Source organism: Ignavibacteria bacterium, from assembly GCA_036262055.1.
GTDB lineage: Bacteria > Bacteroidota > Ignavibacteria > Tepidaquicellales > Tepidaquicellaceae > DATAJP01.
On sequence record DATAJP010000002.1, the window covers coordinates 73,411 to 96,803 of the forward strand.

At 35.4% G+C, this 23,393-nt stretch carries 25 protein-coding genes and 1 tRNA gene; 19 read left to right on the plus strand and 7 right to left on the minus strand.

The genetic code is table 11. From position 1 onward, the window contains the following. The first annotated feature begins 91 nt into the window (after window positions 1-91). From VHP32_02030 to VHP32_02040, 3 genes are all read left to right on the plus strand, one after another. On the plus strand, window positions 92-454 hold the full coding sequence (locus VHP32_02030; GenBank protein ID HEX2786654.1) for a DUF2085 domain-containing protein: 363 nt from the start codon (window positions 92-94) through the stop codon (window positions 452-454). Window positions 455-516: 62 nt separating this feature from the next. Beyond that, entirely contained in the window at window positions 517-753 is a 237-nt protein-coding gene (locus VHP32_02035) for a hypothetical protein (protein HEX2786655.1), read from the plus strand. Between the two features lie 578 nt (window positions 754-1,331). Beyond that, a complete protein-coding gene (locus VHP32_02040; GenBank protein HEX2786656.1) occupies window positions 1,332-2,534 on the plus strand; it encodes a PQQ-dependent sugar dehydrogenase in 1,203 nt (400 codons plus the stop codon). Window positions 2,535-2,541: 7 nt separating this feature from the next. Here the strand turns inward: VHP32_02040 and VHP32_02045 are convergent. Further along, window positions 2,542-2,628: transfer RNA gene (locus tag VHP32_02045), tRNA-Ser, on the minus strand. 98 nt (window positions 2,629-2,726) lie between these two features. On the opposite strand from VHP32_02045, the gene VHP32_02050 reads away from it, so the two are divergent. After that, entirely contained in the window at window positions 2,727-3,107 is a 381-nt protein-coding gene (locus VHP32_02050) for a VOC family protein (protein HEX2786657.1), read from the plus strand. A gap of 129 nt (window positions 3,108-3,236) precedes the next feature. On the opposite strand, the gene VHP32_02055 is transcribed toward VHP32_02050, so the two are convergent. After that, complete coding sequence (locus VHP32_02055; protein HEX2786658.1) at window positions 3,237-4,229, minus strand: helix-turn-helix domain-containing protein; 993 nt, start codon at window positions 4,227-4,229, stop codon at window positions 3,237-3,239. Window positions 4,230-4,410: 181 nt separating this feature from the next. Between VHP32_02055 and VHP32_02060 the strand changes: the two genes are divergently transcribed. The 13 genes from VHP32_02060 (at window position 4,411) to VHP32_02120 (ending at window position 12,385) form a co-directional block, all read left to right on the plus strand. Further along, the gene (locus VHP32_02060) at window positions 4,411-4,821 is read left to right on the plus strand and encodes a VOC family protein (GenBank protein ID HEX2786659.1); all 411 of its coding nucleotides are present in this window, start codon (window positions 4,411-4,413) and stop codon (window positions 4,819-4,821) included. Between the two features lie 37 nt (window positions 4,822-4,858). Then, the gene (locus VHP32_02065; GenBank protein HEX2786660.1) at window positions 4,859-5,287 is read left to right on the plus strand and encodes a VOC family protein; all 429 of its coding nucleotides are present in this window, start codon (window positions 4,859-4,861) and stop codon (window positions 5,285-5,287) included. Window positions 5,288-5,359: 72 nt separating this feature from the next. Beyond that, window positions 5,360-5,743, plus strand: coding sequence for a DUF1428 domain-containing protein (locus tag VHP32_02070; protein ID HEX2786661.1), 384 nt, complete (start codon window positions 5,360-5,362; stop codon window positions 5,741-5,743). Between the two features lie 49 nt (window positions 5,744-5,792). After that, entirely contained in the window at window positions 5,793-6,290 is a 498-nt protein-coding gene (locus tag VHP32_02075) for a DinB family protein (protein HEX2786662.1), read from the plus strand. Between the two features lie 44 nt (window positions 6,291-6,334). Then, on the plus strand, window positions 6,335-6,838 hold the full coding sequence (locus VHP32_02080; GenBank protein ID HEX2786663.1) for a VOC family protein: 504 nt from the start codon (window positions 6,335-6,337) through the stop codon (window positions 6,836-6,838). A gap of 25 nt (window positions 6,839-6,863) precedes the next feature. Further along, window positions 6,864-7,268: a VOC family protein gene (locus VHP32_02085; protein ID HEX2786664.1), complete on the plus strand. Its 405-nt coding sequence runs from the start codon at window positions 6,864-6,866 to the stop codon at window positions 7,266-7,268. A gap of 13 nt (window positions 7,269-7,281) precedes the next feature. Beyond that, on the plus strand, window positions 7,282-8,088 hold the full coding sequence (locus VHP32_02090) for a DNA alkylation repair protein (GenBank protein HEX2786665.1): 807 nt from the start codon (window positions 7,282-7,284) through the stop codon (window positions 8,086-8,088). 2 nt (window positions 8,089-8,090) lie between these two features. After that, the gene (locus VHP32_02095; GenBank protein ID HEX2786666.1) at window positions 8,091-8,516 is read left to right on the plus strand and encodes a DoxX family protein; all 426 of its coding nucleotides are present in this window, start codon (window positions 8,091-8,093) and stop codon (window positions 8,514-8,516) included. A gap of 80 nt (window positions 8,517-8,596) precedes the next feature. Further along, complete coding sequence (locus VHP32_02100; GenBank protein ID HEX2786667.1) at window positions 8,597-9,034, plus strand: DoxX family protein; 438 nt, start codon at window positions 8,597-8,599, stop codon at window positions 9,032-9,034. Window positions 9,035-9,051: 17 nt separating this feature from the next. Beyond that, window positions 9,052-9,438 (plus strand): VOC family protein, encoded by a 387-nt coding sequence (locus tag VHP32_02105; protein ID HEX2786668.1) that lies wholly within the window; start codon window positions 9,052-9,054, stop codon window positions 9,436-9,438. A gap of 16 nt (window positions 9,439-9,454) precedes the next feature. Then, window positions 9,455-9,913, plus strand: a complete 459-nt coding sequence (locus VHP32_02110) for an SgcJ/EcaC family oxidoreductase (GenBank protein ID HEX2786669.1) — start codon at window positions 9,455-9,457, stop codon at window positions 9,911-9,913. Between the two features lie 33 nt (window positions 9,914-9,946). Continuing rightward, a complete protein-coding gene (locus VHP32_02115; protein ID HEX2786670.1) occupies window positions 9,947-10,396 on the plus strand; it encodes an NUDIX domain-containing protein in 450 nt (149 codons plus the stop codon). A 201-nt stretch (window positions 10,397-10,597) separates the two neighbouring features. Then, entirely contained in the window at window positions 10,598-12,385 is a 1,788-nt protein-coding gene (locus VHP32_02120) for a peptidase M61 (GenBank protein ID HEX2786671.1), read from the plus strand. A gap of 10 nt (window positions 12,386-12,395) precedes the next feature. Here the strand turns inward: VHP32_02120 and VHP32_02125 are convergent, their stop codons facing one another. Further along, entirely contained in the window at window positions 12,396-14,069 is a 1,674-nt protein-coding gene (locus VHP32_02125) for a hypothetical protein (protein HEX2786672.1), read from the minus strand. A gap of 94 nt (window positions 14,070-14,163) precedes the next feature. Between VHP32_02125 and VHP32_02130 the strand changes: the two genes are divergently transcribed. Continuing rightward, a complete protein-coding gene (locus VHP32_02130) occupies window positions 14,164-15,465 on the plus strand; it encodes a YCF48-related protein (GenBank protein ID HEX2786673.1) in 1,302 nt (433 codons plus the stop codon). 197 nt (window positions 15,466-15,662) lie between these two features. On the opposite strand, the gene VHP32_02135 is transcribed toward VHP32_02130, so the two are convergent. Next, the gene (locus VHP32_02135) at window positions 15,663-16,307 is read right to left on the minus strand and encodes a sterol desaturase family protein (GenBank protein HEX2786674.1); all 645 of its coding nucleotides are present in this window, start codon (window positions 16,305-16,307) and stop codon (window positions 15,663-15,665) included. A gap of 189 nt (window positions 16,308-16,496) precedes the next feature. On the opposite strand from VHP32_02135, the gene VHP32_02140 reads away from it, so the two are divergent. Continuing rightward, complete coding sequence (locus tag VHP32_02140) at window positions 16,497-16,778, plus strand: HU family DNA-binding protein (protein HEX2786675.1); 282 nt, start codon at window positions 16,497-16,499, stop codon at window positions 16,776-16,778. A gap of 37 nt (window positions 16,779-16,815) precedes the next feature. On the opposite strand, the gene VHP32_02145 is transcribed toward VHP32_02140, so the two are convergent. The 3 genes from VHP32_02145 to VHP32_02155 are packed head-to-tail and all read right to left on the minus strand — an operon-like array spanning window position 16,816 to window position 23,250. Then, window positions 16,816-21,126 (minus strand): S8 family serine peptidase, encoded by a 4,311-nt coding sequence (locus VHP32_02145; protein HEX2786676.1) that lies wholly within the window; start codon window positions 21,124-21,126, stop codon window positions 16,816-16,818. A 1-nt stretch (window position 21,127) separates the two neighbouring features. Continuing rightward, window positions 21,128-21,502, minus strand: coding sequence for a fluoride efflux transporter CrcB (gene crcB / locus VHP32_02150; GenBank protein HEX2786677.1), 375 nt, complete (start codon window positions 21,500-21,502; stop codon window positions 21,128-21,130). Next, window positions 21,502-23,250: a M1 family metallopeptidase gene (locus VHP32_02155; protein HEX2786678.1), complete on the minus strand. Its 1,749-nt coding sequence runs from the start codon at window positions 23,248-23,250 to the stop codon at window positions 21,502-21,504. Before VHP32_02155 ends, crcB begins: the two co-directional genes overlap by 1 nt. Window positions 23,251-23,393: the final 143 nt, after the last annotated feature.

Genomic DNA, 23,393 nt, shown 5'->3' on the forward strand with positions numbered 1-23,393 from the left:
TTTTTACTTCTGCTTTTTTACTACCCTTATAACAATGTTGCAATTTATAAATTCAAAAAGTAATTTGTGCCATTAGACAATTTTTGAAGAAATGCAGTTAATATCGGATATAAGACAAAACAAGCTCCAGTTCGTTACATGCCACCGGCTTCCGCACCGATCGTTTTTTTTCAGAGGAAAGCAGTTTCCGGTCTGCGCAAGATGCACGGGAATGTATATTGGATATTTAACTTTTCCCTTTTTTACACTTGGAATATTTTATCTTAATATATGGATAACGGTCGCTTTGATTCTGCCTGCATTCATTGATGGATTGACACAGCATTACTTAAATCGCGAGAGCAATAATTACCTCCGCCTGTTCACAGGTATTGCCTGCGGAGTAGGAGCGATGTCGCTTTGTTCATTGATTGGAAAAGGAATAGCGCTGCTAATACTTCGTTTATTTAATTGATTAATAAAAAAAGTTTTAGTAGTCTTATAAAAAATCATCTTTAAACCTTAAACAAAAATCAAATGAACGACACAAACACAGGTATGCCACCCAAAGAGGATAAATTAGGTGCTCCTCTGACAATCATTTCATTTTGTATTCCGCTTGTTGGTATTATTCTTTATTTTGTGAAGAAAAACGATCAACCGCAATCTGCAAAGACTGCATGCTACGCTGCTCTAATCGGCATCGGAGTTGGAATACTTGCCAATATAATCGCAGGCATTGCAGGAATAGGTATGTCTGGTATGGGAAATTAAGGAACAATAGTTTTACGCAATATATTATTTGAAACAACCCGGTTAACGCCGGGTTTTGTTTATATTATATTGAACCTCGATATTTGACAAACCACACGGCAAATTCAATTCAGAAATCAAATTGAAACCCGACTTAATTGACACAAATTATATTTTATGATTAATTTTCAGTGGGCAATAGTTTAAAAACAAATCATTTTAAATAAATATTCTTTTTATACACCCCTTAAAATTTATTTGTTTTTAAACAAACCTCGATAAATGACAAAATTTATTTTTCAGGCTTAAACCGGGTCTTATATTAACTGCCAGTCGGTATCACGCGACGTTCCTTTTGCCATATAAACTACCCACGTTCGGTTCTTGTATATGACTGACCCATAAAAGCCGAAGCAATTCCGGTCATGCATCCCCGGCTCAAATCTACACTGTTTTTAAACCTTTTTTTCCCTAATTATTGTCAAATATCTCGGTTATGAATTGTCAAATACCGCGGTTTACAATAATATACTTGAACCTGAAAATATCTATTTTTGTTTAGTATCGTATAAACCAAAAGAGGTTAAATAGGAGCAATAATGGGTAAGAAAATAGGTTTGGGAGTTTTAATACTTGTCGCCGGTTTTGCAATATATGTGCTGTTCATTTATGATATTTTTTCGTGGTTCAGAAGCGGACCTGTCACAGTTGTAAAGGATGATGTTCAGCCGATTGCAGAAGTTACACCTCAGCAAGATTATAAAGTAGAGACAGTCGTGGAAGGTTTAAAAAACCCTTGGGCGCTTCAGTTTATGCCTGACGGCAGAATTATCGTCACTGAAAAAGAAGGAACAATAAGAATCGTTGAGAATGGTGTCCTCTCTGCAGCGATTGCCGGTGTTCCAAAAGTTCACGTTCAGCAGGAAGGCGGATTGATGGACATAGAACTGCATCCTGATTTTGCAAATAACGGATGGCTATATTTGGCTTATGCTGTTAACAACGGCACAAGCAACATGACACGCATTGCAAGATACAGACTCACTCCCAACGGATTGACAGATGAACTTATAATAATGCCGGGAGTTCCGTCAAATAATAACGGAAGACATTTTGGCAGCAGATTGAGATTCGGTCCTGACGGAAAGCTTTATGTAACACTTGGCGAAAAAGGGGACGTTGAAAGAAGCCAGAACGTTCAGGACTTACTCGGAAAAACTTTGAGATATAATGACGACGGAAGCATACCAATGGATAATCCATATTCAGGTGAACCATATGCACGACCTGAAATTTTTAGTTACGGACACAGGAATGCACAAGGAATGGACTTTCAGCCGGGAACGGGATTGATGTTTCAGACAGAACACGGACCGTCCGGCAATGACGGACCGCGTGGAGGCGATGAAGTGAACATTGTTGAAAAGGGGAAAAATTACGGCTGGCCTCTTGTGCACCATAAAGAATCATTGCAGGGAACCGAACCGCCGTTACTTGAATATACTCCCGCAGTTGCTCCTTCAGGAGCAATGTTTTATACAGGAGATAAATTTCCCGAATGGGCAAATAATTTTTTCTTCACAAACTTAAGAGGTGAATGCATAATAAGGGTTGAGCTTGACGGAAGAAACGTAAAGGGGCACGAAGTTATGTTTAAGGGTGAGTATGGAAGACTGCGTGATATTACAACGGGACCTGACGGATATATTTATTTCATAACATCGGTTACAGACCCATACGGACCCGGACGCGCCGGCGGCGACAGAATTATGAGGATTGTCCCTGCAAGTGAAAATGGATAATAAATTGCGGAGAGATAGGGATTCGAACCCTAGATAGACTTTCATCCATACCGGTTTTCGAGACCAGCGCATTCAACCACTCTGCCATCTCTCCTGATACACATAATAATATTCATAACAAAATTTTTCTGCAACTCATAAACGGAGAAGTTTGTTATTATTATTTAGTGATACAAAAATAAATTATAAGCGATGTTAGAAAAAATTAAGGCGGTCAGCAGCTATTCAATTAACGATATAAAAAAAGCAAAAGAATTTTATTCGAACACCCTGGGATTGGAAGCTTCGGAAGAGATGGACGGAAATGTATTGAACGTAAATATCGGTAACGGCAATAAAATCTGGATGTATGTAAAACCCGATCATGAACCGGCAACTTTTACAGTGCTTAATTTTCCGGTTAGTGATGTTGAGAAAACAGTCGGTGAGTTAAATAAGGTTGGCATAAAGTTTGAGCAATATGGCGGAGACATTAAGACAGATGAAAAAGGAATTTTCCACGACAATGGTTTCATGATAGCTTGGTTTAAAGACCCTGCGGGAAATGTTTTGTCGGTTGTTAAAGATAATTAAGAAAATGATTTTTTAATTATGTTTAACCGGGCATAACATTATGAATGATTTCATTGTTTGTGTTTTTTGTCGTTCTTGAAATTTCTACTTCGCCATATTTGCTTGATTTTCATTATATGCTTTACATATCTAATTTCTTGAATAAACTGAAATTTCTTTATTATACTTATTTCTGTATTCAACGGGGGATAATCCTGTAACTTTTTTAAAAACAACCCTGAATGCTTTTGGGTCCATATAGCCGACCTTATACATAACTTCGTTCACATTTTCATTTGAAGATTCCAGGCTTTTCTTTGCAGCTTCGATTTTTACACGCTGGATATATTCGGTTACCGTATTCGACGTCGCGCTTTTAAATCTGCGTTCCAGACTTCTTCTTCCCATTGCAAGCATTGCAGCAAGTTGCTCAATAGTAATTTTTTCCTGAAAATTATTTTCTATAAATTCCTGGGCTTTTTTAACCGGTTCATCTTCATGTGTTTTTTGTCCCTGAAAGATTATGAAAGGAGATTGTTTATATCTGTCTATATCAATCATAAATGCTTTGGCAATCAGTATTGCCGTTTCACGACCGGTATATTTTTCAATTAAGTAAACAAGGAGATTCAAAAAAGAATATGCTCCACCGCTCGTATAAATTCTGTCGTCTTCAGTCATTATCTTATCATCTAAAAGATTTACATCAGGAAACATTTTTCTGAATTCATTTGCATGAAGCCAATGTGTTGAGCATTGTTTTCCATTGAGCAAACCTGTGGCAGCAAGAAAAAATGCGCCGATGCAAAAAGTTACTAAATCTGCGCCTTGTTCATATTGCTTCAAAATCCACGGGATAAATTCTTTATTCTCTTCAACAGTTTTTTTCTGATCACCAAACATTGCAGGAATAATGATGATGTCTGTTTTCTTCACATCTTTTATCAAAATATCCGGTTTTATGGTAAACTGCCCGTCTCTCTGAGATGCTTCTTTTGATATTCCCACGTACTGAATTTTGAACGCAGGCGGCAAATTCATTTGCGCGCGCATGAGGTTAACCTGATTTAAAATCTGATTAGTCCCCTCAATATTTGAAATGCTTGTTTCACCTTTTGGAATTAAAATGGAAATGTGTTTGATGCTGTTTTTCATCATTATTGGAGCTTTTTACGGTTTTTGGTATAAATTTAAAATAAAAAATACGATTGTCGCATTCAACCCCTTAAAATGCCGTATTCACACCTCACGGAATTATGCTAATAATATTATTTTTGTATAGTTCAATTTTAAAAACAACTTTTACTAAAAATAAAAATTAAAAATGGCTAAACAAATTTTTGTAAACCTGCCCGTCAAAGACCTAAAGAAATCTATTGAGTTCTATAGTAAGCTTGGATTTACTTTTAATCCGCAGTTCACAGATGAAAATGCCACGAGCATGATTGTCGGAGATAATATTTTCGTAATGCTCTTGGTTGAAAAGTTTTTTAAAACTTTCACAAAAAAAGAAATTGCAGATTCAACCAAAACAACAGAAGTTATAATCTGCATTGATGCCGAAAGCAAAGAAGAAGTTGATGACCTCGTGAAAAAAGCATGGGATGCAGGCGGTTCAATTTATGCAGACCCTCAGGACCACGGTTGGATGTATCAGCATAGTTTTGCTGACTTAGACGGACATCAGTGGGAAATTGCATATATGGACATGAACGCATTTCCACAAAATTCATAGTCATAAATTTTAAATTAAATTATAAAGGAAATAGAAAATGCCCGGAGTAAACCCTTATTTGACATTCAATGATAATGCTGAGGAAGCATTTAATTTTTATAAATCAATTTTCGGCGGTGAGTTCATCGCGTTAATGAGATTTAAAGATATGGATTGCGGAATGCCGATTCCTGAATCCGAACAACAAAAAGTAATGCATGTTTCACTGCCGATTGGAAAAGATACTATTTTAATGGCAAGCGACACTCCCGCATCAATGGGAAAAGTAAATCCCGGAAATAATTTTTCAATTGCAATAAATACTGACAGCAAGGTGCAGGCAGACGAATTTTACAAAGGACTTTCAACCGGAGGTCAGGCAACAATGCCTCTTCAAGACAGCTTTTGGGGTGCATATTTTGGCATGTGCACGGATAAATTCGGCATAAACTGGATGGTAAGTTATGATTACAACCAAAATAAGTAAATATTTGTTTTTAATTATAATAACTTTACATTTATCAACTAACTTATAACCTAAAAATAAAGGAAACAAAAAATGGCAAAAGCAAAAAAAGTTCAAGGCAATTACGTAGATGGATTTGTTTTAGTAATCCCGAAAAGAAATATTGCTGCATACAAAAAATTAGCGCAACTTGCAGGAAAAATCTGGATGGAATATGGGGCAGTCAGCTATAGTGAATGCGCCGGTGATGATGTAAACATAAAATTTGGAGTTCCTTTTCCGAAACTTGCAAAAGCAAAGAAAGGTGATGTTGTGTTTTTTTCGTTCATCACTTACAAATCAAAAGCACAGCGTGATAAAATAAACGCAAAGGTTATGAAGGACCCGCGTCTTGCAGCATGCATGGATATGAATAAAATGCCTTTTGACATGAAAAGAATGTCAATGGGCGGTTTCAAAGCAATTGTTAATTATTAATTAATTAGAAAAAATTTTGTAAAACTTTAAATAATTTAAAAAATCAGACATGGAAACGAAACCAAAAAGTTCGAGGATGTATCCGTTCATAGTTCTCTATGATATGCATACAAAATTTTTTATAAACTCAATTGTTGATATAAAAGATGAGGACGCACATAACCGTCTCGGCACAAAAGCAAATCACGCCGGATGGATTGCAGGAAGTCTTGTGTTTCAAAGATTTGACATGGCAAGAGAACTCGGCAAATCAGAATTAAAAGCGTCATTTGATGAGTTATTCAAGGATTACAAAGGGCTACAGGAAAATGAAAAATACCCTTCAATGGATGAATATAAAAAAGAATGGGAAAGAATCAGTCCGGTTCTCAGAGAAATTTACATGAACATCAGTGATGAAAAATTAGATGAGATATTTGATATGGGTGAAATGAAAATGCCTTACTATGACTTAGTTGGATTCATGATTCATCGTGAATCATATATGATTGGACAGTTGGGTCTTTGGAGAAGGTTGCTCGGATATCCTGCAATGAAATATGAATAAACTAAAATTAAAATTTTAATAAACTACTAAGAGGGAATATTGAAATGGCAAACACAAAAATAGAACAAAAAATTGTTCCATGCATCTGGTATGATAACCAGGCGGAAGAAGCAGTAAACTTTTATGTTTCAATTTTTAAAAATTCACGCGTAGAAACCGTTACACGTTACGGCAAATCCGGCTCTCAAGAATCAGGACAACCTGAAAGTTCGATTATGACAATAACATTTTTTCTTGATGGTCAGAAATTTATTGCACTTAACGGCGGACCGGTTTTTAAGCTTTCTGAGGCAATGTCATTAATGATTTACTGCAAAGACCAGGCAGAGATTGATTATTTTTACGACAAGCTTGCTGACGGCGGACAGATTCAACCCTGCGGATGGTTAAAAGACAAGTTCGGGCTTTCATGGCAGCTTGTAACACCTTTGATGGATGAAGTATTCAATGATAAAGATACTAAAAAGCAGGAAAGAGTTATGGCAGCAATAATAAAAATGACAAGAATTGATTTGAAAACACTTGAAGACGCTTACGAAGGTAAGTAACAAATTTTAAAATTTAATAAACAATATGACAAAAGAAATGTGGATTAACCTGCCGGTAAAAGACCCGGTGAAATCAAGAAAATTTTATGAAGCTCTTGGCTGTGAAGTTAATGACCAAAGAAGCAACGACCAGATGACAGCGGTTATTGTCGGCGATCAAAGAATTGCGGTAATGCTTTTCAGAGATGATGTTTTCAATAGATTTATAAATGATTCTACACCACAGCAAGGAACCGAAGTAATATTTTCTTTTTCTTCAGAATCTCCTGAAGCAGTAAGAGAAATTACAGAGAGAGCAAGAAAAGCAGGCGCAACGATTTTTGCCGAGCCGCAGGATGTTCAGGGCTGGATGTACACAGGAGGTTTCGCAGATTTGGACGGACATAAATGGAATGCTCTTTATATGGATATGAGTAAAATGCCTCAATAACACTTAAGTACCTATGGCAAAACTAAAAAGTGAAAAAGCAAAAAAGCCGGCAGCAAAAAACACAAAAGTTCCAACTACGCCGGTTGATTTAACTGCAAAGAGTTTTATTGAGAGATTAAAGAAACACAGCAATCCCGAGCAGGCAAAACAATATCTGCATTATTTCAAAACCGGCAAAGGTCAGTATGGCGAAGGTGACATGTTTATTGGTGTAAGAATGGGAACAGTATTTGCGCTTGCAAAAGAATTCATAGACATGCCATTAAAAGAAATTGAAAAAATGCTTGAGAATAAAATTCATGAAGTGAGAGCAAGCGCAATGAGCATAATGAACCAGAAGGCACGAAAGAAAAAAACTCCTGAAAGCAGAAGAAAAGAGCTTTATGATTTATATCTGCGACGGCATGATAGAATTAATAACTGGGATTTGGTTGATGTAAGCGCACCGTATGTTATAGGCGGTTACTTATATGAATTTAATAAACCGCGAAATATATTATATAAGCTTGCGCGTTCAAAAAATTTATGGGAGCGAAGAACATCGATTCTGGCAACGGGGTATTTTATAAAACAAGGTGATGTGGAAGATACTCACAAAATAGCAGAAATGCTGTTGAACGATAAAGAAGATTTAATCCATAAAGCAGTCGGCTGGATGCTTAGAGCATCAGGCGGTGGCGCAAACAAACAAAAGCTTTTAAGGTTTTTAGACAAGCATGCTGCGTCAATGCCGAGAACGTTACTTAGATATTCACTCGAACATCTTGACAAAAAAGAACGTGAGCATTACATGGGTTTAAAGAAATCTTTGAATAAATAATTATGAAAAACTTTTTTGAAAACAACAAAGACATTGGGACATTAGTTTTGAGAGTGACAATCGGTATTGCGTATGCATTCATCTACGGTTTAATGAAAATTAAAGCCGGACCTGAACTGTGGACTCAAATTGGAAGCGCAATGTCAAACATCGGCATTAATTTTGCTCCGACTTTTTGGGGATTTATGGCAACCTTAAGCGAGTTTGGAGGAGGAATTTTATTAATACTCGGATTATTTACAAGATGGACTTTACTATTCATGATATTCACAATGTTTATTGCAATGTTAACGCATTTATCAATGCAAGACCAATGGTATAATGTTATGAATCCGATAAACATGATGGCAGTATTCATTGCAATATTATTCTGGGGACCCGGGAAATATAGTCTTGATGCGCTTTTCTTTAAAAAGAAATCTGTTTAATCTTGCAAAAGACTACAGAACTTTTTCTGCACCGTTAATGTTATATAAGCAATCCTTATTTATCAACATTAACAGCTCAAATGAAAAATTTTCTCACCAACCTCAAAGACATACCTATTCTTATCTTAAGAATAATATTAGGAATTGAATTTATTTTTCTGCACGGATGGCCAAAGCTTTCAGGAGGTCCTATAAGGTGGACGCGAACAGGAGAAGCAATGAGTAATTTAGGAATTACGTTCTTTCCGACTTTTTGGGGATTCATGGCGTCAGCAACTGAATTTTTCGGAGGGATTCTGATTCTTTTAGGATTGTTCACGCGTTCAGCATCGGTATTTCTGACATTTACAATGATTGTAGCAATGCTTCAGCATTTATCAAGATTAGACCCCTGGGGCAGGGTGTTTCACCCGATGAGCTTGGCTGCAGTATTTTTTTTGTTTATATTTATAGGCGCGGGGAAATACAGTCTTGATGCAGTTTTCTTTAAAGAGAAAAAACCTATTTTACCTGCGTAATAAATTTATTATTAGCTATGAAAATTAAACTAACCAACGTTATGGTCGATGACCAGGACAAAGCTTTAAAATTTTATACTGAAGTTCTTGGCTTTGTCAAGAAAAAAGATATGCCGATGGGCGGAGCAAAATGGCTTACTGTTGTTTCCCCTGACGAACAGGACAGCACTGAACTGCTTCTTGAGCCGATGGGAATTCCAGCCGCAAATGTTTTTCAAAAAGCATTATTCGATGCTGGAATACCTTATACCGCTTTTGAAGTTGATAATATTCAGGAAGAATATAAAAGATTGAAAGACCTTGGAGTAGTTTTCAGAGGAGAGCCAACTCGAATGGAAGGAATGCCTGAGATGGTGAGCTTCGAAGATACCTGCGGAAATCTTATTTTGATTTATCAGCTTTAGTTTATTTTATTTAAATATGAACGAGCAAGAAATCAGAGACTTATATGATAATTTGTTAAATGCGTGGAACAACAACGATGCGAAAGCAATGGCAGAGTTGTGTTCCAATAACGCAAATTTCATCGGCTTTGACGGGAGCCAGCACAACGGACGAAGCGTCATCGAAGCCGATATGAAAAAAATATTTTCAAACCACAAAGTTCCTTCGTTTATTTATAAAATCCGGGAAGTAAGATTTTTATCCAATGATGTTGCGATACTTCGTTCTGTGGTAAGTATGGTTCCCCAGGGAGGTAATGACATCATACCTGAAGTAAATGCGATTCAGACATTAGTTGCTGCCAAACGCCAGGACAAATGGCTCGTTGAAATTTTTCAAAATACACCTGCAGCATATCACGGACGTCCCGAGTTAATGAAACAACTGACCGATGAATTAAGAGAGGTTCTGAAGTCCAAATTAGAAAAACAATAATTTTTTGAAACCTGTTTTTTTCAAATCACAATTTTGCAAAACGATTACATAAAAGTAAAAGCGATGTGCATCTTTCATCATAACGGAAAGATACTTGCATCAAAAGATTTTGACAACGTTAAAGAGCAGTATTATTTCCGTGTGCTTGGAGGGAGTGTTGAATTTCAGGAGAGTTATGAAGATGCAATAAGAAGAGAAATCATCGAAGAAATCGGGAGTGAAATTGATAACCTGAAATTAATTGAGGTTATTGAAAATATTTTTGTCTGTCTGGGGAAAAAAGGACATGAAATAGTTTTTCTTTATGCAGGCGAATTGAAAAACAAAAAACTTCATGAGCAGGAAATTATCCCGATTGTCGAAAATACTTATACCGTAAATGCGGAATGGGTCCCGATTGAAAACGTGTTTAACGGCGATATTCCCCTTTATCCTCCTTTTGACTATGAAAAAATCTTTAAAGAGCTCGGATATATTAAATAATTATCTGAAACCTATTTTTAAACTCATTTATTCATAGTGAAAAATTCATTTTTTAGGTAACTTACATAGCTTAACCTAAGTATAATCTATATATCAGAGCATTCAGCCCTTTTTATTTAACCGATTAATCCAATTATGAAAAAATTTTTAATATTATTTCTTTTTATTTGCAATTTTGCCTTCGCGCAAGTTCCTCAAAATATGACATATCAATATTTTGTGAATCTTGTCAATGTTACTGAGCCGGTTCTTAAAATCGAACTAATTACTCCAAAAATCGATGAAGAGACAATAATTTTCCGCCTGCCTGAAATGATTCCAGGCACATACCGCATTCTCGATTTCGGAAGATATGTAAACGAAGTAATGGCATATGATGCACAGGGAAATGCTCTGACAGTGACCCGTCTCGATACAAACTCATGGCAAATTGATAATGCTACTTCACTATATAAATTGACATATAACGGATATCCGAGCTTTAATGATACTTTACCGAACAATTATGTTTATCCGATGGGCGGAACGAACATCGAGCCGGGGAAAAATTATGTTCTGAACAATCACGGATTTTTCGGTTATTTCGATGGTTATCTTGCAAGAGAATATGCGCTTAACATTACAAAGCCGTCCGACTTTTACGGCTCAACAAGCTTGACTAAAACAGTATCGGAACCAAACCTTGATGTCATAATTGCTCCTAACTATCAGTTTCTCGTTGATAATCCGATTATGTATAATAAGCCGGATACAACAAGCATTTATTTTCCTGAGTGCCGTGTGCTTATATCGGCTTACTCACCCGGCGGCGGCATTAAAGCAGCAGATTTGAAAGATGAGCTTGATGACTTGCTGACTGCGCATAGAAATTTTTATGGAGGCACTTTACCTGCCGACAGGTATTCATTTATATTTTATTTTGCTGCTAAGCCAAATAAGTTCGGAATAGCTGGAGCGCTTGAACATAATCTTTCATCGTTTTATTATTTTCCTGACGCTCCTGCGGCTCAGAAAAAAATGGTTCTCGGCTATCTTGGTGACATGAGCTCGCATGAATTTTACCATATTATAACTCCATTGAATCTGCATGCAGAACAGATTGCAAATTTTGATTTTAATAATCCGCAGATGTCGGAACATTTATGGCTTTATGAAGGTGTTACCGAATATAACTCGCATTACATTCAGCTTTACGAAGACCTTATTGATTTAAAGGATTATGTTGGCGATGTCGAACAAAAACTTGAACAGTCAAAACAATATAATGATACACTTGCATTTACTGAAATGAGCAAGAACGTTCTCACAACATATAAAAAGGAATATCAGAACGTATATCAAAAAGGCGCATTAATCGGATTGTGTCTTGACATTTTAATCCGAAGTGAATCTAACGGAGAGCAGGGATTGCAGGATGTTATTAATTCTCTTATGGCAAAGTACGGGAAAGACACACCGTTCAAGGACGAAGAATTATTTGCGGAGATTACTCAGAGAACTTCTCCAGCAGTCGGTGAGTTTTTGAATACATATGTAGGAGGAAATAATAAGCTTCCCTATAAAGATATTTTTTCCAAAATAGGTTTAAAATATACCGCAACCCCATATGAAGTTGTCGATGCCGGCGGATTTAATCTGGGTTTCAATGAATCAACTTTCAGGTTCATAATTATTGCACTCGACGAAGAAAACGAATTCATAAAAAATCTCGGACTTCAGGCGGGAGATGAGCTTTATTCAGTCAACGGCGACGTTATTAATTTCATGAACATACGTGAAAAGCTTGCACCAAAAGGCAATAAACAAAAAATTGGTGATAAATATGAAGTTGAAGTTTATCGAAAAAATAGTGAGGGAAAGTTTGAGTTAATAAAAGCAAGCACGACAATCAGCAAGCTAAAAACAATGTATGATGAGAAAGTTGAGATAATGGATAATATTACACCTGAACAGGAAAAAATAAGAAATGCCTGGATGGGAAAAAATTAATTTTAGTTTATCAAGCAGCGCTTCCGGTTTTCTGTAAATGACTAATCAGTGCATAGCGTTCTTTTTTAATCCAGTTATAAAGCGCAGTAATTTCTTTCGTAATTTCTTTTATTTCAAGATTTTGTGAGAGAAGCTTTAACAACGTATAATCATATAAAATATTATAATTATCTTCACGCTTTTTTAAAATGTTTACCTGATTTTTTATAGCAGGATAGTATTTTGATGTTAGTTGTTTCTTGTCCATATGAAATGTATCGGCAAGAATTCTCACACAGATTTTAAGGGTGTTGAAATAAATAATGTTTGAAATCGTATGACCTTTTTTTATTAACCTTTCTATTTTGTTAATGAAATAAAAAGCATTTTCGGTATCTCCGTTTTTCCACTTCCAGAATTCAAGCTCTATCTGAGTGATATAAATAAAAAATAACTGGTCAATGCTGTAAAGCTTATCAAGATTAATGAGAGCTTTCTGATTGAATGAACTGAATTTTTCAAGAACGTTTTTATTGATTTTTATATCCGAATCATAATTATTGCTTTCCCAGTATGTCAGATTGCTTATGTATTTATCAGCTTTTAAAGTATATAGCCTGAAGAACGCATCTGCCGAACGGGAATAAATAAAAAGATTGTTAACCAGTTCATACGATAACCGGTTAAACATGCCCGTATCACCATAGCTTGACGCAAAGCGTAAGTAATGAAACAAAAGATGCAGAATGTAGTCGGCATCATAATTTTTATCCATTTTAAAATGATATTCCCCCATTTCCTGAATATAATTTTCAATTAGGTTTTTATCCGTGAATGAGTTTAACAGCATTAATTTTATACGGAAAATTATTTTTTCATTCTCAAAATTTTCATCATTTTCTTTTGAAGCAAGCTCGAATCCTTTTGTATAATAAATCCTTGCCGAATCCACGCCATTGACCTCAAGCTCAAGATTTCCCTTCAGAAATAAAAATTTTAAAATATATTTTGTATAGTTAATTGCTTCAACATAGTTCAATGCATGTTCTAAATTTTTTAATGCAATCAGGTAAGGTTTTTGTGTTTTAACAAGAAACTGATACCTTAGCGCTTCGCAATAATGCATCCGCATTTTTAAAATATTTTTTGTTTTCTTATTATAACAATTTTTTGACACAAATTTATTCAGCCCGGATAACTTTTCATAAATCTCACGAAATCTGTTTTTATTTCTGTGCCTGTGATAGTAAATAAAATAAAATTCGTAAATTTCAGATAATAAAATTGCTTTATCAAACTGTTTTTTGCTTTTAGATTCTTTCTCCAGAGCAGATATGCACCTGTCAAAGCAATTCTTCGCTTCACGAACCATCGAATTTTTATAATATAGCAATCCTCTATCAAAAACATTCGTCTCTTTATTTTGAAATTTGAAATAATATTCTCTTAGTTCTTTCAGTATTCTTGAACGATGACATCTCAGCATGCTAATATTTATTTTCAATTTTTTGCATATCAACGTTTCATTCCATAAGGTCCCTGCTTCTTCGCTCTCCAGGTAGTTTTCAATTATTCTTAAAAGAATTAAATTTTTTTGATTGAAAGAATTAATGCGTTTGCTTTTAGAAAAATAAAATTTTTTTCGAATTTCCTGAGGAATTGCTGAAAATTCATTAAAATAAAATAAAATTGATTTAGAAAGCATTAATAATTGTTATTTCAATATATTATATAATATATATGCAATAATCTATATAATAATTAATTATGATAAAAGTCTTTTTTGAGACAATTTATTTATGAAATTTAAATCGGAGTATAGAATGAAAATGACATACAAAACAAAAGCAAAAACCGTATTAATCGGATTTTTAATTCTAATCATTTTATTGTTTATGATTAACCAGATTGCACAGGCGCAATGGTCTCAACAGTCAAACGGAAATCTTACAACAATGACAGGAGTATATTTCGTTAACATTAACACCGGATTTGCTGTGAGCAGCAGCGGGAAATATTTGAAGACTACAAATGGAGGAGCAAACTGGTCGACATCAACTTACACAACCTCTGACCTGAAAGCAGTTTATTTCATAAATGAAAATACAGGTTACATGGTCGGAACAGGAGGTACAATCATCCGGTATTCAAGCGGACTCACGGGAACAGTTAGCTCAGGAACCACTAATGAGCTGACGTCAATTCAGTTTACATCCAACAACACAGGATATATTACGGGTAAAAACAATACTCTGTTGAAAACTACAAACGGCGGAACAGTTTGGTTTGACTCACCTTCCGACTATCCGCTTGGTTCGGATGATTTATATGGTTTGCATTTCATCAATAACAATACAGGATGGATATGCGGACTTGACAGAAGAATCAGAAAAACAACGAACGGCGGAACTAACTGGACATCGCAATCAGTCGGCGGAGGTAATCAGATTTTTTACGATATCGAGTTCAAAGATGCCAATACCGGTATTGTGGTCGGAGCTGAAGGATTAATTTACCGCACAACAAATGGTGGAGCAGACTGGGTAATCCAAAATGGTTTTACGACTGATGATTTGTTTTCCGTTTCTCATTTTAATACCGGACTTCTTGCAAGTGAGTGGTATGTAGGCTGTGAAAATTCAAAAGTTCTTAAATCAACAAACGGAGGACAAGTTTGGGGTTCACAAAGTTTATCAATGCTTCCTCCGGTTGATATAAAAAATATTTACTGCCTTTCTTCCGATACTGTTTATGCCTGCGGAGGACTTGGAAGAATTTACATAACTATTAATGGAGGGGGTAGTTTGACAGATATTCAGCCCCTAAATAACCACCCTGAAGGTTATTTCTTAAGTCAAAACTATCCCAATCCATTTAACCCCTCAACAGAAATAAAATTTAGCATCACGGAAACTAATCGCGTAATTTTAGCTGTTTTTGATGTAAAAGGTGAATTGGCACAGGAATTGATTAATAATACACTGCAACAAGGTGTTTATGAAGTGAGATTTAATGCTTCAAATTTTTCGAGCGGAACTTATTTTTACAGGTTGTCAACTGAAAACTTTACGGACACAAAAAAAATGATTTTAATAAAATAAACCTCAACAATAAAACAGTAAAATGAAAAAAATAGGAAAAAAAGAAAAACTGAGAATAGTAATTGCGTTCGCAGTTCTGGTTGTGGTATTTGCATTTCAAATAACCCACGCTTAAAACAAATTTAACCATAAAACTAAAAAAGCCGGTTGATGCCGGCTTTTGTTTTTATACTTATCTGAAATTTCTCAAAATAATTTTATTCTTTGACTGCTTCTTTGTTTGCTTCCTTCACATGTTTAGGAACTGTGCTGAACACATAATCCCATAAAGGATTTGAAACACCGTAAGCTGTATTGTCATCGTTATAATGATGACGCAAATGATATTCCTTTAAAAACTTTCCCACACCGCTTGCCATCTTCATATGATGAGTTGCATAATGAATAGCGTCATAGGATACATATCCGAAAATAAATCCTGCGAAGACATTGTAATGATAAACTCCAAATACTAATGCGAACAACCAATAAAAAAGAATAGCTAATGGAGCGCTTACAAGCAGAGGCATCACAAGACGCGTGCTGTCACGGGGATAATCATGATGAATACCGTGAACAAGAAAATGAACTTTCTTTCCGGTTTCGGATTTTGGATGGTAGTGAAACGCAAAACGATGAAACACATATTCAAATAATGACCAGAACAACACTCCGAAGAAAAATGCTAAAATCGTTTGCCAGAAAGGCAATACGCCGATTCCCAGATAGTACATATAACCACAAATAGGAAGAAAAACTATTAACGGTGTTGCAGGATGTATATGAGAAAAATATTCCAGTATAGGGTTCTGAAATAACCTTATGGTTTCATCTTTATTCGAAACAAACATTCTGTTTGCCATTGCAAAAAATCTCCTTAAAATTCTTTACAAAAATAATTTATTTATAATTATAAAAATACACAAAAATTTTATTACTTCTCAATACTTCAGGTAAGGGGGTAAAAATTAGCAATTATTAATAAATTTGCATTTTTAACAATATCGTGTTATTTTTGTATTTACATTACTTAATCAAAAATAATACATAGCATGAACAAAGAACAACTCATTTCTCAAATGGCTTCTTCAGCAAAAATTTCTAAAAGACAAGCTAAAGACGCTTTAGATTCATTTGTTACTTCCGTAAAAAAATCCGTAAAGAAAGGTGACAGAGTTTCACTTGTTGGATTCGGAACATTCTCTCAAGGGAAGAGAAATGCAAGAACAGGCAGAAACCCTCGCACAGGCGAAACAATCAACATTGCAGCAAAGAAGACTGCAAGATTCAAAGCAGGAAGCGGATTTTCAAGTTTTGTTAATGGCGGGAAATAAATAGCAGATAAATTTAAAGCCGGCTGAACACCGGCTTTTATTTTATTACTGCAAACTTACCGATTTTCTCTTTTACTTCAACGTTCTCAGAATTAAACCCGGTGGCACGGAACAAATAAATTCCGCTCGAAACTTCTTTGCCTTTGTCGTCCTTCAAGTCCCACTCAACACCTCCATTACCATCAGTCTCTTCAACAGTTCTTAAATATCTTCCGGTCAAATCGAAAATTTCTATCTTTGCTTTTACCGTCAGATTTGCAAAAGTCAGCATCGCGGCAGTTGAACCAATTTTAAATGGATTCGGATAAACATAAACATCTTCAAGATCTTGTTTATTAAACACAAATCCAAAAGTGCTTCCCGGACCTTCTGTTATTTTTATTCCGTCCGAGGAAAATACATTTGAGATTTTTAAAACATAATTTTTTCCAGTTGCACCGATTGTTCCGCTGCCGAGATTCACATAAATGATTTTCGCATTAGATGTATCTCTTCCTATTAAATCTACAGTGATATTAAAAGGAGTAAATCTGTAGTTTATTATTTCTTTTGCTGTACCGAAATTAACTGCGGTATTAAACTCAACTTTAATTTGTTTGTTATTTAAAAGAATGGCATTCTGAATATAAAACTCATCCACAACTGAATCACTCACAACAAATGAAACGCTGTTTTCTGATACCTGTGAGTTGTATAAATCAACAAGGTTTCTGGTAACAATGTTATGAGCTCCCTGACGCAAACCGTTATATTTTAATAAATATTCAAAGGGATTATTAACAGCGACGCTTGCGGGAAACAAAGCCGTGTCCTGCAAAACAAATTTATTGAAATCCGGAATTGTATATTGCACCTGTTCGGAAAATTTTAATAACACAAATCCGCTGCCTTGATAAGTTGCTGAAAGTAATCGTGATTTATTATGGACATAAACCGAAAGTGAATTTGTCAGATTGCTTTCCTTTACTGTCAAAGAAGTATCAATAGCAGAAACTTTATAATAATAATAGGTTTTGTTGGAAACATTATTATCTGTGTAAGTTGGTTTAAATGTTGAATCAATTAAAATAAAATTAGTATCATTATTTGAACGGTAAATCTTATAGTACTCAGCTCCCTGCACAGCATCAAAAGTTATGTTTGCTTTGTTTGAATCTTCACTATGTCCCCGCAGATTAAGCGGTGTAGGAGGTCCTGCAAATACCGTGTTTTTTTGAAAGAACAATAAAGTATCATTAACGGTATTTAATCCTATTTCATTAATACCGTCAGCATCGAAATCATAAGCAATCTGATTGAAAGTATTAATATCGGATTTATAGAGTATGGGTTCAAAAGTTGTTGTTAAGTTATTATATTTTAAAATATAAAAATGTGTTCCTGTGTTAATTAAAATTTCATCTTTTGAATCTGCATCTACATTTGCCGCGCGAGTTGAAGTTTCAGTGTAAGACTTATAGTTATAAATATCCTGAATAGCCATAACATGATATGAGCCGCCGTTTGCTTTATAAACAACCAAGCTATAATATTGAATCGGCTCGCCATCTTTACTGACAGTCCCAAGTGCAAATTCCTTTATACCATCACCGTCAAAATCACCCGCAATGATGTTATCGCCTTTTAAAAACCTGCTCATTGAATCAGTATAAACTCTTTGATAATTATTATCGGTAGTATTTTCATAAACATTCAGAGCAAGGTCAGGGAGAGCATCACCAGAAAAATAATATGTGTTTATAAAAACAATTTCTTTCCTGCCATTATTATTGAAGTCCTCAATAAGAACGTTTTGTGAATTTGCGACAGGCTCTATTATGCCGTGATATGCAAGTGAAGCAGTCTGATTAAAATCACCATTGACGTATTCAAGTATGCGCAGACCGTTTGTTCCAAACCCCATGATTTCAGTCTTGCCGTCATTATCTGAATCTGCAAATCTTGCCGACCAGAAATTATTTTGCGCTGTATCCGACCAGATTATGTTTGTCGGCAGTTCGTTTTTGCCGGGCGCTTTATATACAATACCATTTCTGCTTTTGGAGACAAGCAGTTCATATTTATTATCGCTATCAATGTCAGCTAAGTCACGTGCTATATGAAAATCAGTCCAGTTATTATTTGAAATTTTTGTGAAGCTTCCGTTAGAAAGCTCAAATACATTTAATTGAAGATTATTTTTAATTTCGTTTAAAAAAATATCCGGCTTTCCGTTGTTATTTATGTCAATAATTCTCTGACACGATTGTGAATATGGAAGAGAATAATTCTTTTTATCATAACCATATACATTAATAGCGTTTCCGGTCGTAAAATTAAAGTCTTTATCCGACAGAGTTACTGTTTTTCCGTTTAATGACGTTGCTTCCAGATAAAAACTATAAGGTATATTTTGTTCAAGCGTGTTTCCCGGAAGAATTGCAAAATGCGTTTGTGAAACAAATCCGATGTTCGGGGTTCCGAGGTCTGCAAGAATTTGTTTATATGGCTCGGAACTGCTTGCAGGTCGGTAATAAATTTTTCCAACACTGCGTTTGTCTGTATTGAACAGAATTAATTCCGAAAAAGTGTTTTTGTCAATAAGCAATCCGAATGCAACATCGGTTATTACCGGAGCCGCCGAATCTTTAAATATAATCATTCGATGTTCAATCGTTCTGCCGGATGAGCTGTTTATCGCAAGCCGGAGAGTATATGAAGTATCATTTAACGATGAAGTATTCCAGTTGTAAACAGTATCATTCAAAACCTGATTAGAAACATTCGATTGCAAAGGAATCCAATTATCGGGAAGCTCACCGATGCCGTAATAAAGCGAGTAAGATTGAAATAACGGTGATGCTGCTGATATGCAAACCGGAATGCTTGAATCATAGAAAGTATAGTCCTGCGAGGGATAAAAAATCCGTGCTATGGAAGTAAAGTTAATATTATTTAAGGCATTTAAAGCATTTATTCTACCTGATGCAAATCTGCCTGTCCATGAAGTTTGTCCTCCTAAATATGTAGTTGTAGAAACAAGCAGTCCGCGGATTTCTTCATTTGTAAGATTATTATTCTGTGAAATTAAAAGCGCTGCGATTGCTGCAACCTGTGGAGCCGCAAATGACGTTCCGTTAAATTTTTCATAGTTGCCGCCAAACTCTGAGCTTCCTTTTCCTGTTCTTGTCGTTGTAAGAATCTGAAAGCCGGGAGCGTATATATCAACGGTCTCGCCATAAGAAGAAAAACCTGCCTTGAAATCATTCTCATCAGATGCAGCAACGGAAATTACCTCATCATAAGCAGACGGATAATGCAGTCTGAATCCACCGTCGTTGCCGGCTGATGTTATTATCACAGCATTATTCTGATATGCAAACTCTACAACGTCTCTAAGCATATTTGAAAAGACATAATCGCCGAAACTGAAATTAAACACTTTAACTCCCTGAATTAATCCGTATAATACCGCATTTGCAACATCGTCTTCTTCACCCTGACCTTCGGCATCAAATGCCCGCATTACAAGCACTTTGCAGTCAGGTGCAACAGATGAGATGCCCAAACCGTTATTAAAAGTCGCATTAATGATACCTGTTACAGCAGTGCCATGAGAAAATTTATTATCATCTTCAGGATTATTATCGGGATTCAAATAATCTCCTCTTCTGGGGTCGCCTGTAAACGGAGCATCAACAAAATCCCATCCCCTCCAATCGTCTATAAAGCCGTTATTCTCATCATCAATTCCATTGAAGCGTTTGTCGCGTCCCTGCGCATCAAGTCCTGTTTCACCTGGATTTATTTTGAATGAAGTCTGCAAATCAGGATGAAGAAAATCCAGACCTGAATCTATAACACCGACTAAGACATTTGAATCCCCTTTTGTTGTATTCCAGACATTTTCCAGTCCAGTTGTTCTAAGATAATATTGCTGACTGTAATATGTATCGTTAGGAGTGAATGCAGTGCTTGAATTTACTTCGAGCTTTAATTGATTATTAAGCTGAACATACTCAACTTCTTTTGAGCCGGAAAGCAATGTCAAAGCAGAGCTGAGATTTTCCCGTTGAATATTTAAAATAAAAATCCTGTCTAACTCAAAATTTCCTGAATTATCAAAAGCATTTAACTGTGGAAGGATTTTTTTAAATAATTGTTTTGAAGTTGTGATATTTAATTGTGCACAGAGACGCGCAATGTCTGATGTTCCCGCACGGGGATTTTCGTTAACGAAGTTATTGAAAACTTCTGCAGAAGCATCTTTCTTTAGCTTAACAATAATCTGCTGTGTCTGCGAATAAGCACTGGAGGAGGAAAAAATAGAAAATGCAAAAAAGAAAAATAAAATTAATTTTATTTTCAAATTATTTCAGGAGAGTTTTTGTTAAATAATATCCTATGAAAACAAGTGCGAGACCGACAATGTTTGTTCCAAAGACATACAAAAATGCCAATTTATAGTTTTGAACCTGAATTAGATGCAGAGTATCTAACGAAAAAGCTGAAAAAGTTGTAAAGCCTCCAAATAATCCCGTGAACAAGAATAATCTCAGATTATGAGACATACTAAACGGTTCGGATAACGCAAAGACAATCCCTATAAGAAAAGAACCGATTATGTTGACTAAAAACGTCCCTAATGGAAAAGTTGTTCCAAAATAAGTATTACAAAAATATCCGATAAAATATCTTAAGAGAGTTCCCACAGAACCGCCTATTATCAGAGCAATGTAAGTCATTATTTATAATCCACTTTTTTTAATTTTTTCAAAATCCATCCATCAGGGTCAACAACAACATCGAGCGGTTTACCTTTTATCGTTTGAGTAAACGTTTGCCTTTTTTTGTCATTAAAGAATGTAAACTCTTCATTTCCTTTGTCAGTCTTTACAAGAATTCTCAGATTCGATTTATAAACAGGCCAGTCTTCCTGCGCCTGATATACATTCAACCTCAACATATAAGCGTCTGTGACATCCTGTCCGTCGAATTCATCAGCTTTCCACGAATATTCAAATTCGGGTCTTGAAGTTCCTTTATAAATCCATTGGTCAAAAAAATAAGTCAGGTTCATTCCTGAAACAGTTTCGCAAACCTGTTTGAATTGCTCAGTTGTTGCCGTTCCGTATTTATAATCATTATAATATGTCCTTAGGATTTTAAAAAATGTACTGTCCCCTACTGTTCCTCTTAACATATGCAAAACCCAGCTACCTTTTTCATAAGTTGTTGCCCCAAAAATAAATCCTTCAGGGTCATAAAGCGTCCCGGCAAAGCTTCCATAATCTGACTTTCTCATATATGATATAAGACCTTGTTTACCTTTGAGGTGCTCCTGCCAGAGCGCCTCACCATAAGTTGCAAAGCCTTCATTGAGCCAGATGTCTTTCCAGGTTGCAGGAGAAATCGCATCACCAAACCATTGATGAACAAGCTCGTGGGCAACGACGTCCTCATAGCGCCTGTCTCCTGTAGTTAAAGTGTAGCCCATGCTTGAGACGGTCTGGTGCTCCATAGCGCCGCCAACCCAGCCGAACATTGCCATTCCGTATTTATCATTTAAGAAAGGATATTCTCCGAAAGTCTTAGAATAAAAATTCATCATGTCCACAGTATACGCCCAATCTTTTTTTGCTTCGGCTGTATATTGCGGGAAAGAATAATATACAACCGGCATTGTTGTTGAACCGTCTTGTGAGACATATTTTTCTTCCCAGAAATCATACTTGCTGATTGCAATTGAAACAAGATAAGTTGTAATAGGATAATCGGAGCTCCAGTGAAATAACCTGGTTGTTTCATTTATCAAACTGTCATTAATTAGTTTGCCGTTTGATACCCCCGTGAGCTCAGACGGAACGGTGAGAATCATATCCATTGTAAATTTATCGGTTGGTAAATCTTTGCATGGCCACCAGTTAGGTGCGTATGTCGGCTCACTTAAATTATATATTGCGATATTATCATTAATGTATTTAAATGCAAATGCATCGAATCCCTCGTTTTCAGGCGTTCCCTGATAATTAAATTCTACTTTGAACTCATCATTTTTATTTACAAGTCCTGCGCTTGAAATTGTTATGTAATCATTTTTTCTTTCATAAACAGCATTGCTGCCGTTAAGCTTTATGAAATTAATTTTCATATTATCAAGAAAATTAATACAAATCTTATTCAGCGTATCCGAATTATTTACTGCTGTCATCGTAACGTTCCCAAAAAGGGTTTTATTAGGTATATCAAATGAAAGTTCTATCTTATTATTAATTACATCAAATTGGTTTTGCAGTCTTACAATTGCCGGGTCGTCTTTTCTGTCATTCTCATCATAAGAAAGCTCGTAGTATTTTTGCTGAATGTCTCTTAAAGTATTATAAAGAAGGTCTTCATTTATATACGCGACAGAGTTAAGCGTAAAGATTGTCCATAAAATAACATTAATGGAAATGAGAAAGCAAATGAACAGGAAAAGTGTTATTTTTTTCATCAGTGAGATAAGATTTTTTTTATCAAACGGCAATTTTTCTTAGTCAAATTAGGTTAATCCGGGATAAATTATGTTTATTATAATACAAAAAAGGCATTTTAAATAAAATAACAACTGTAATTTTATTTCCTTATTTTTACAGC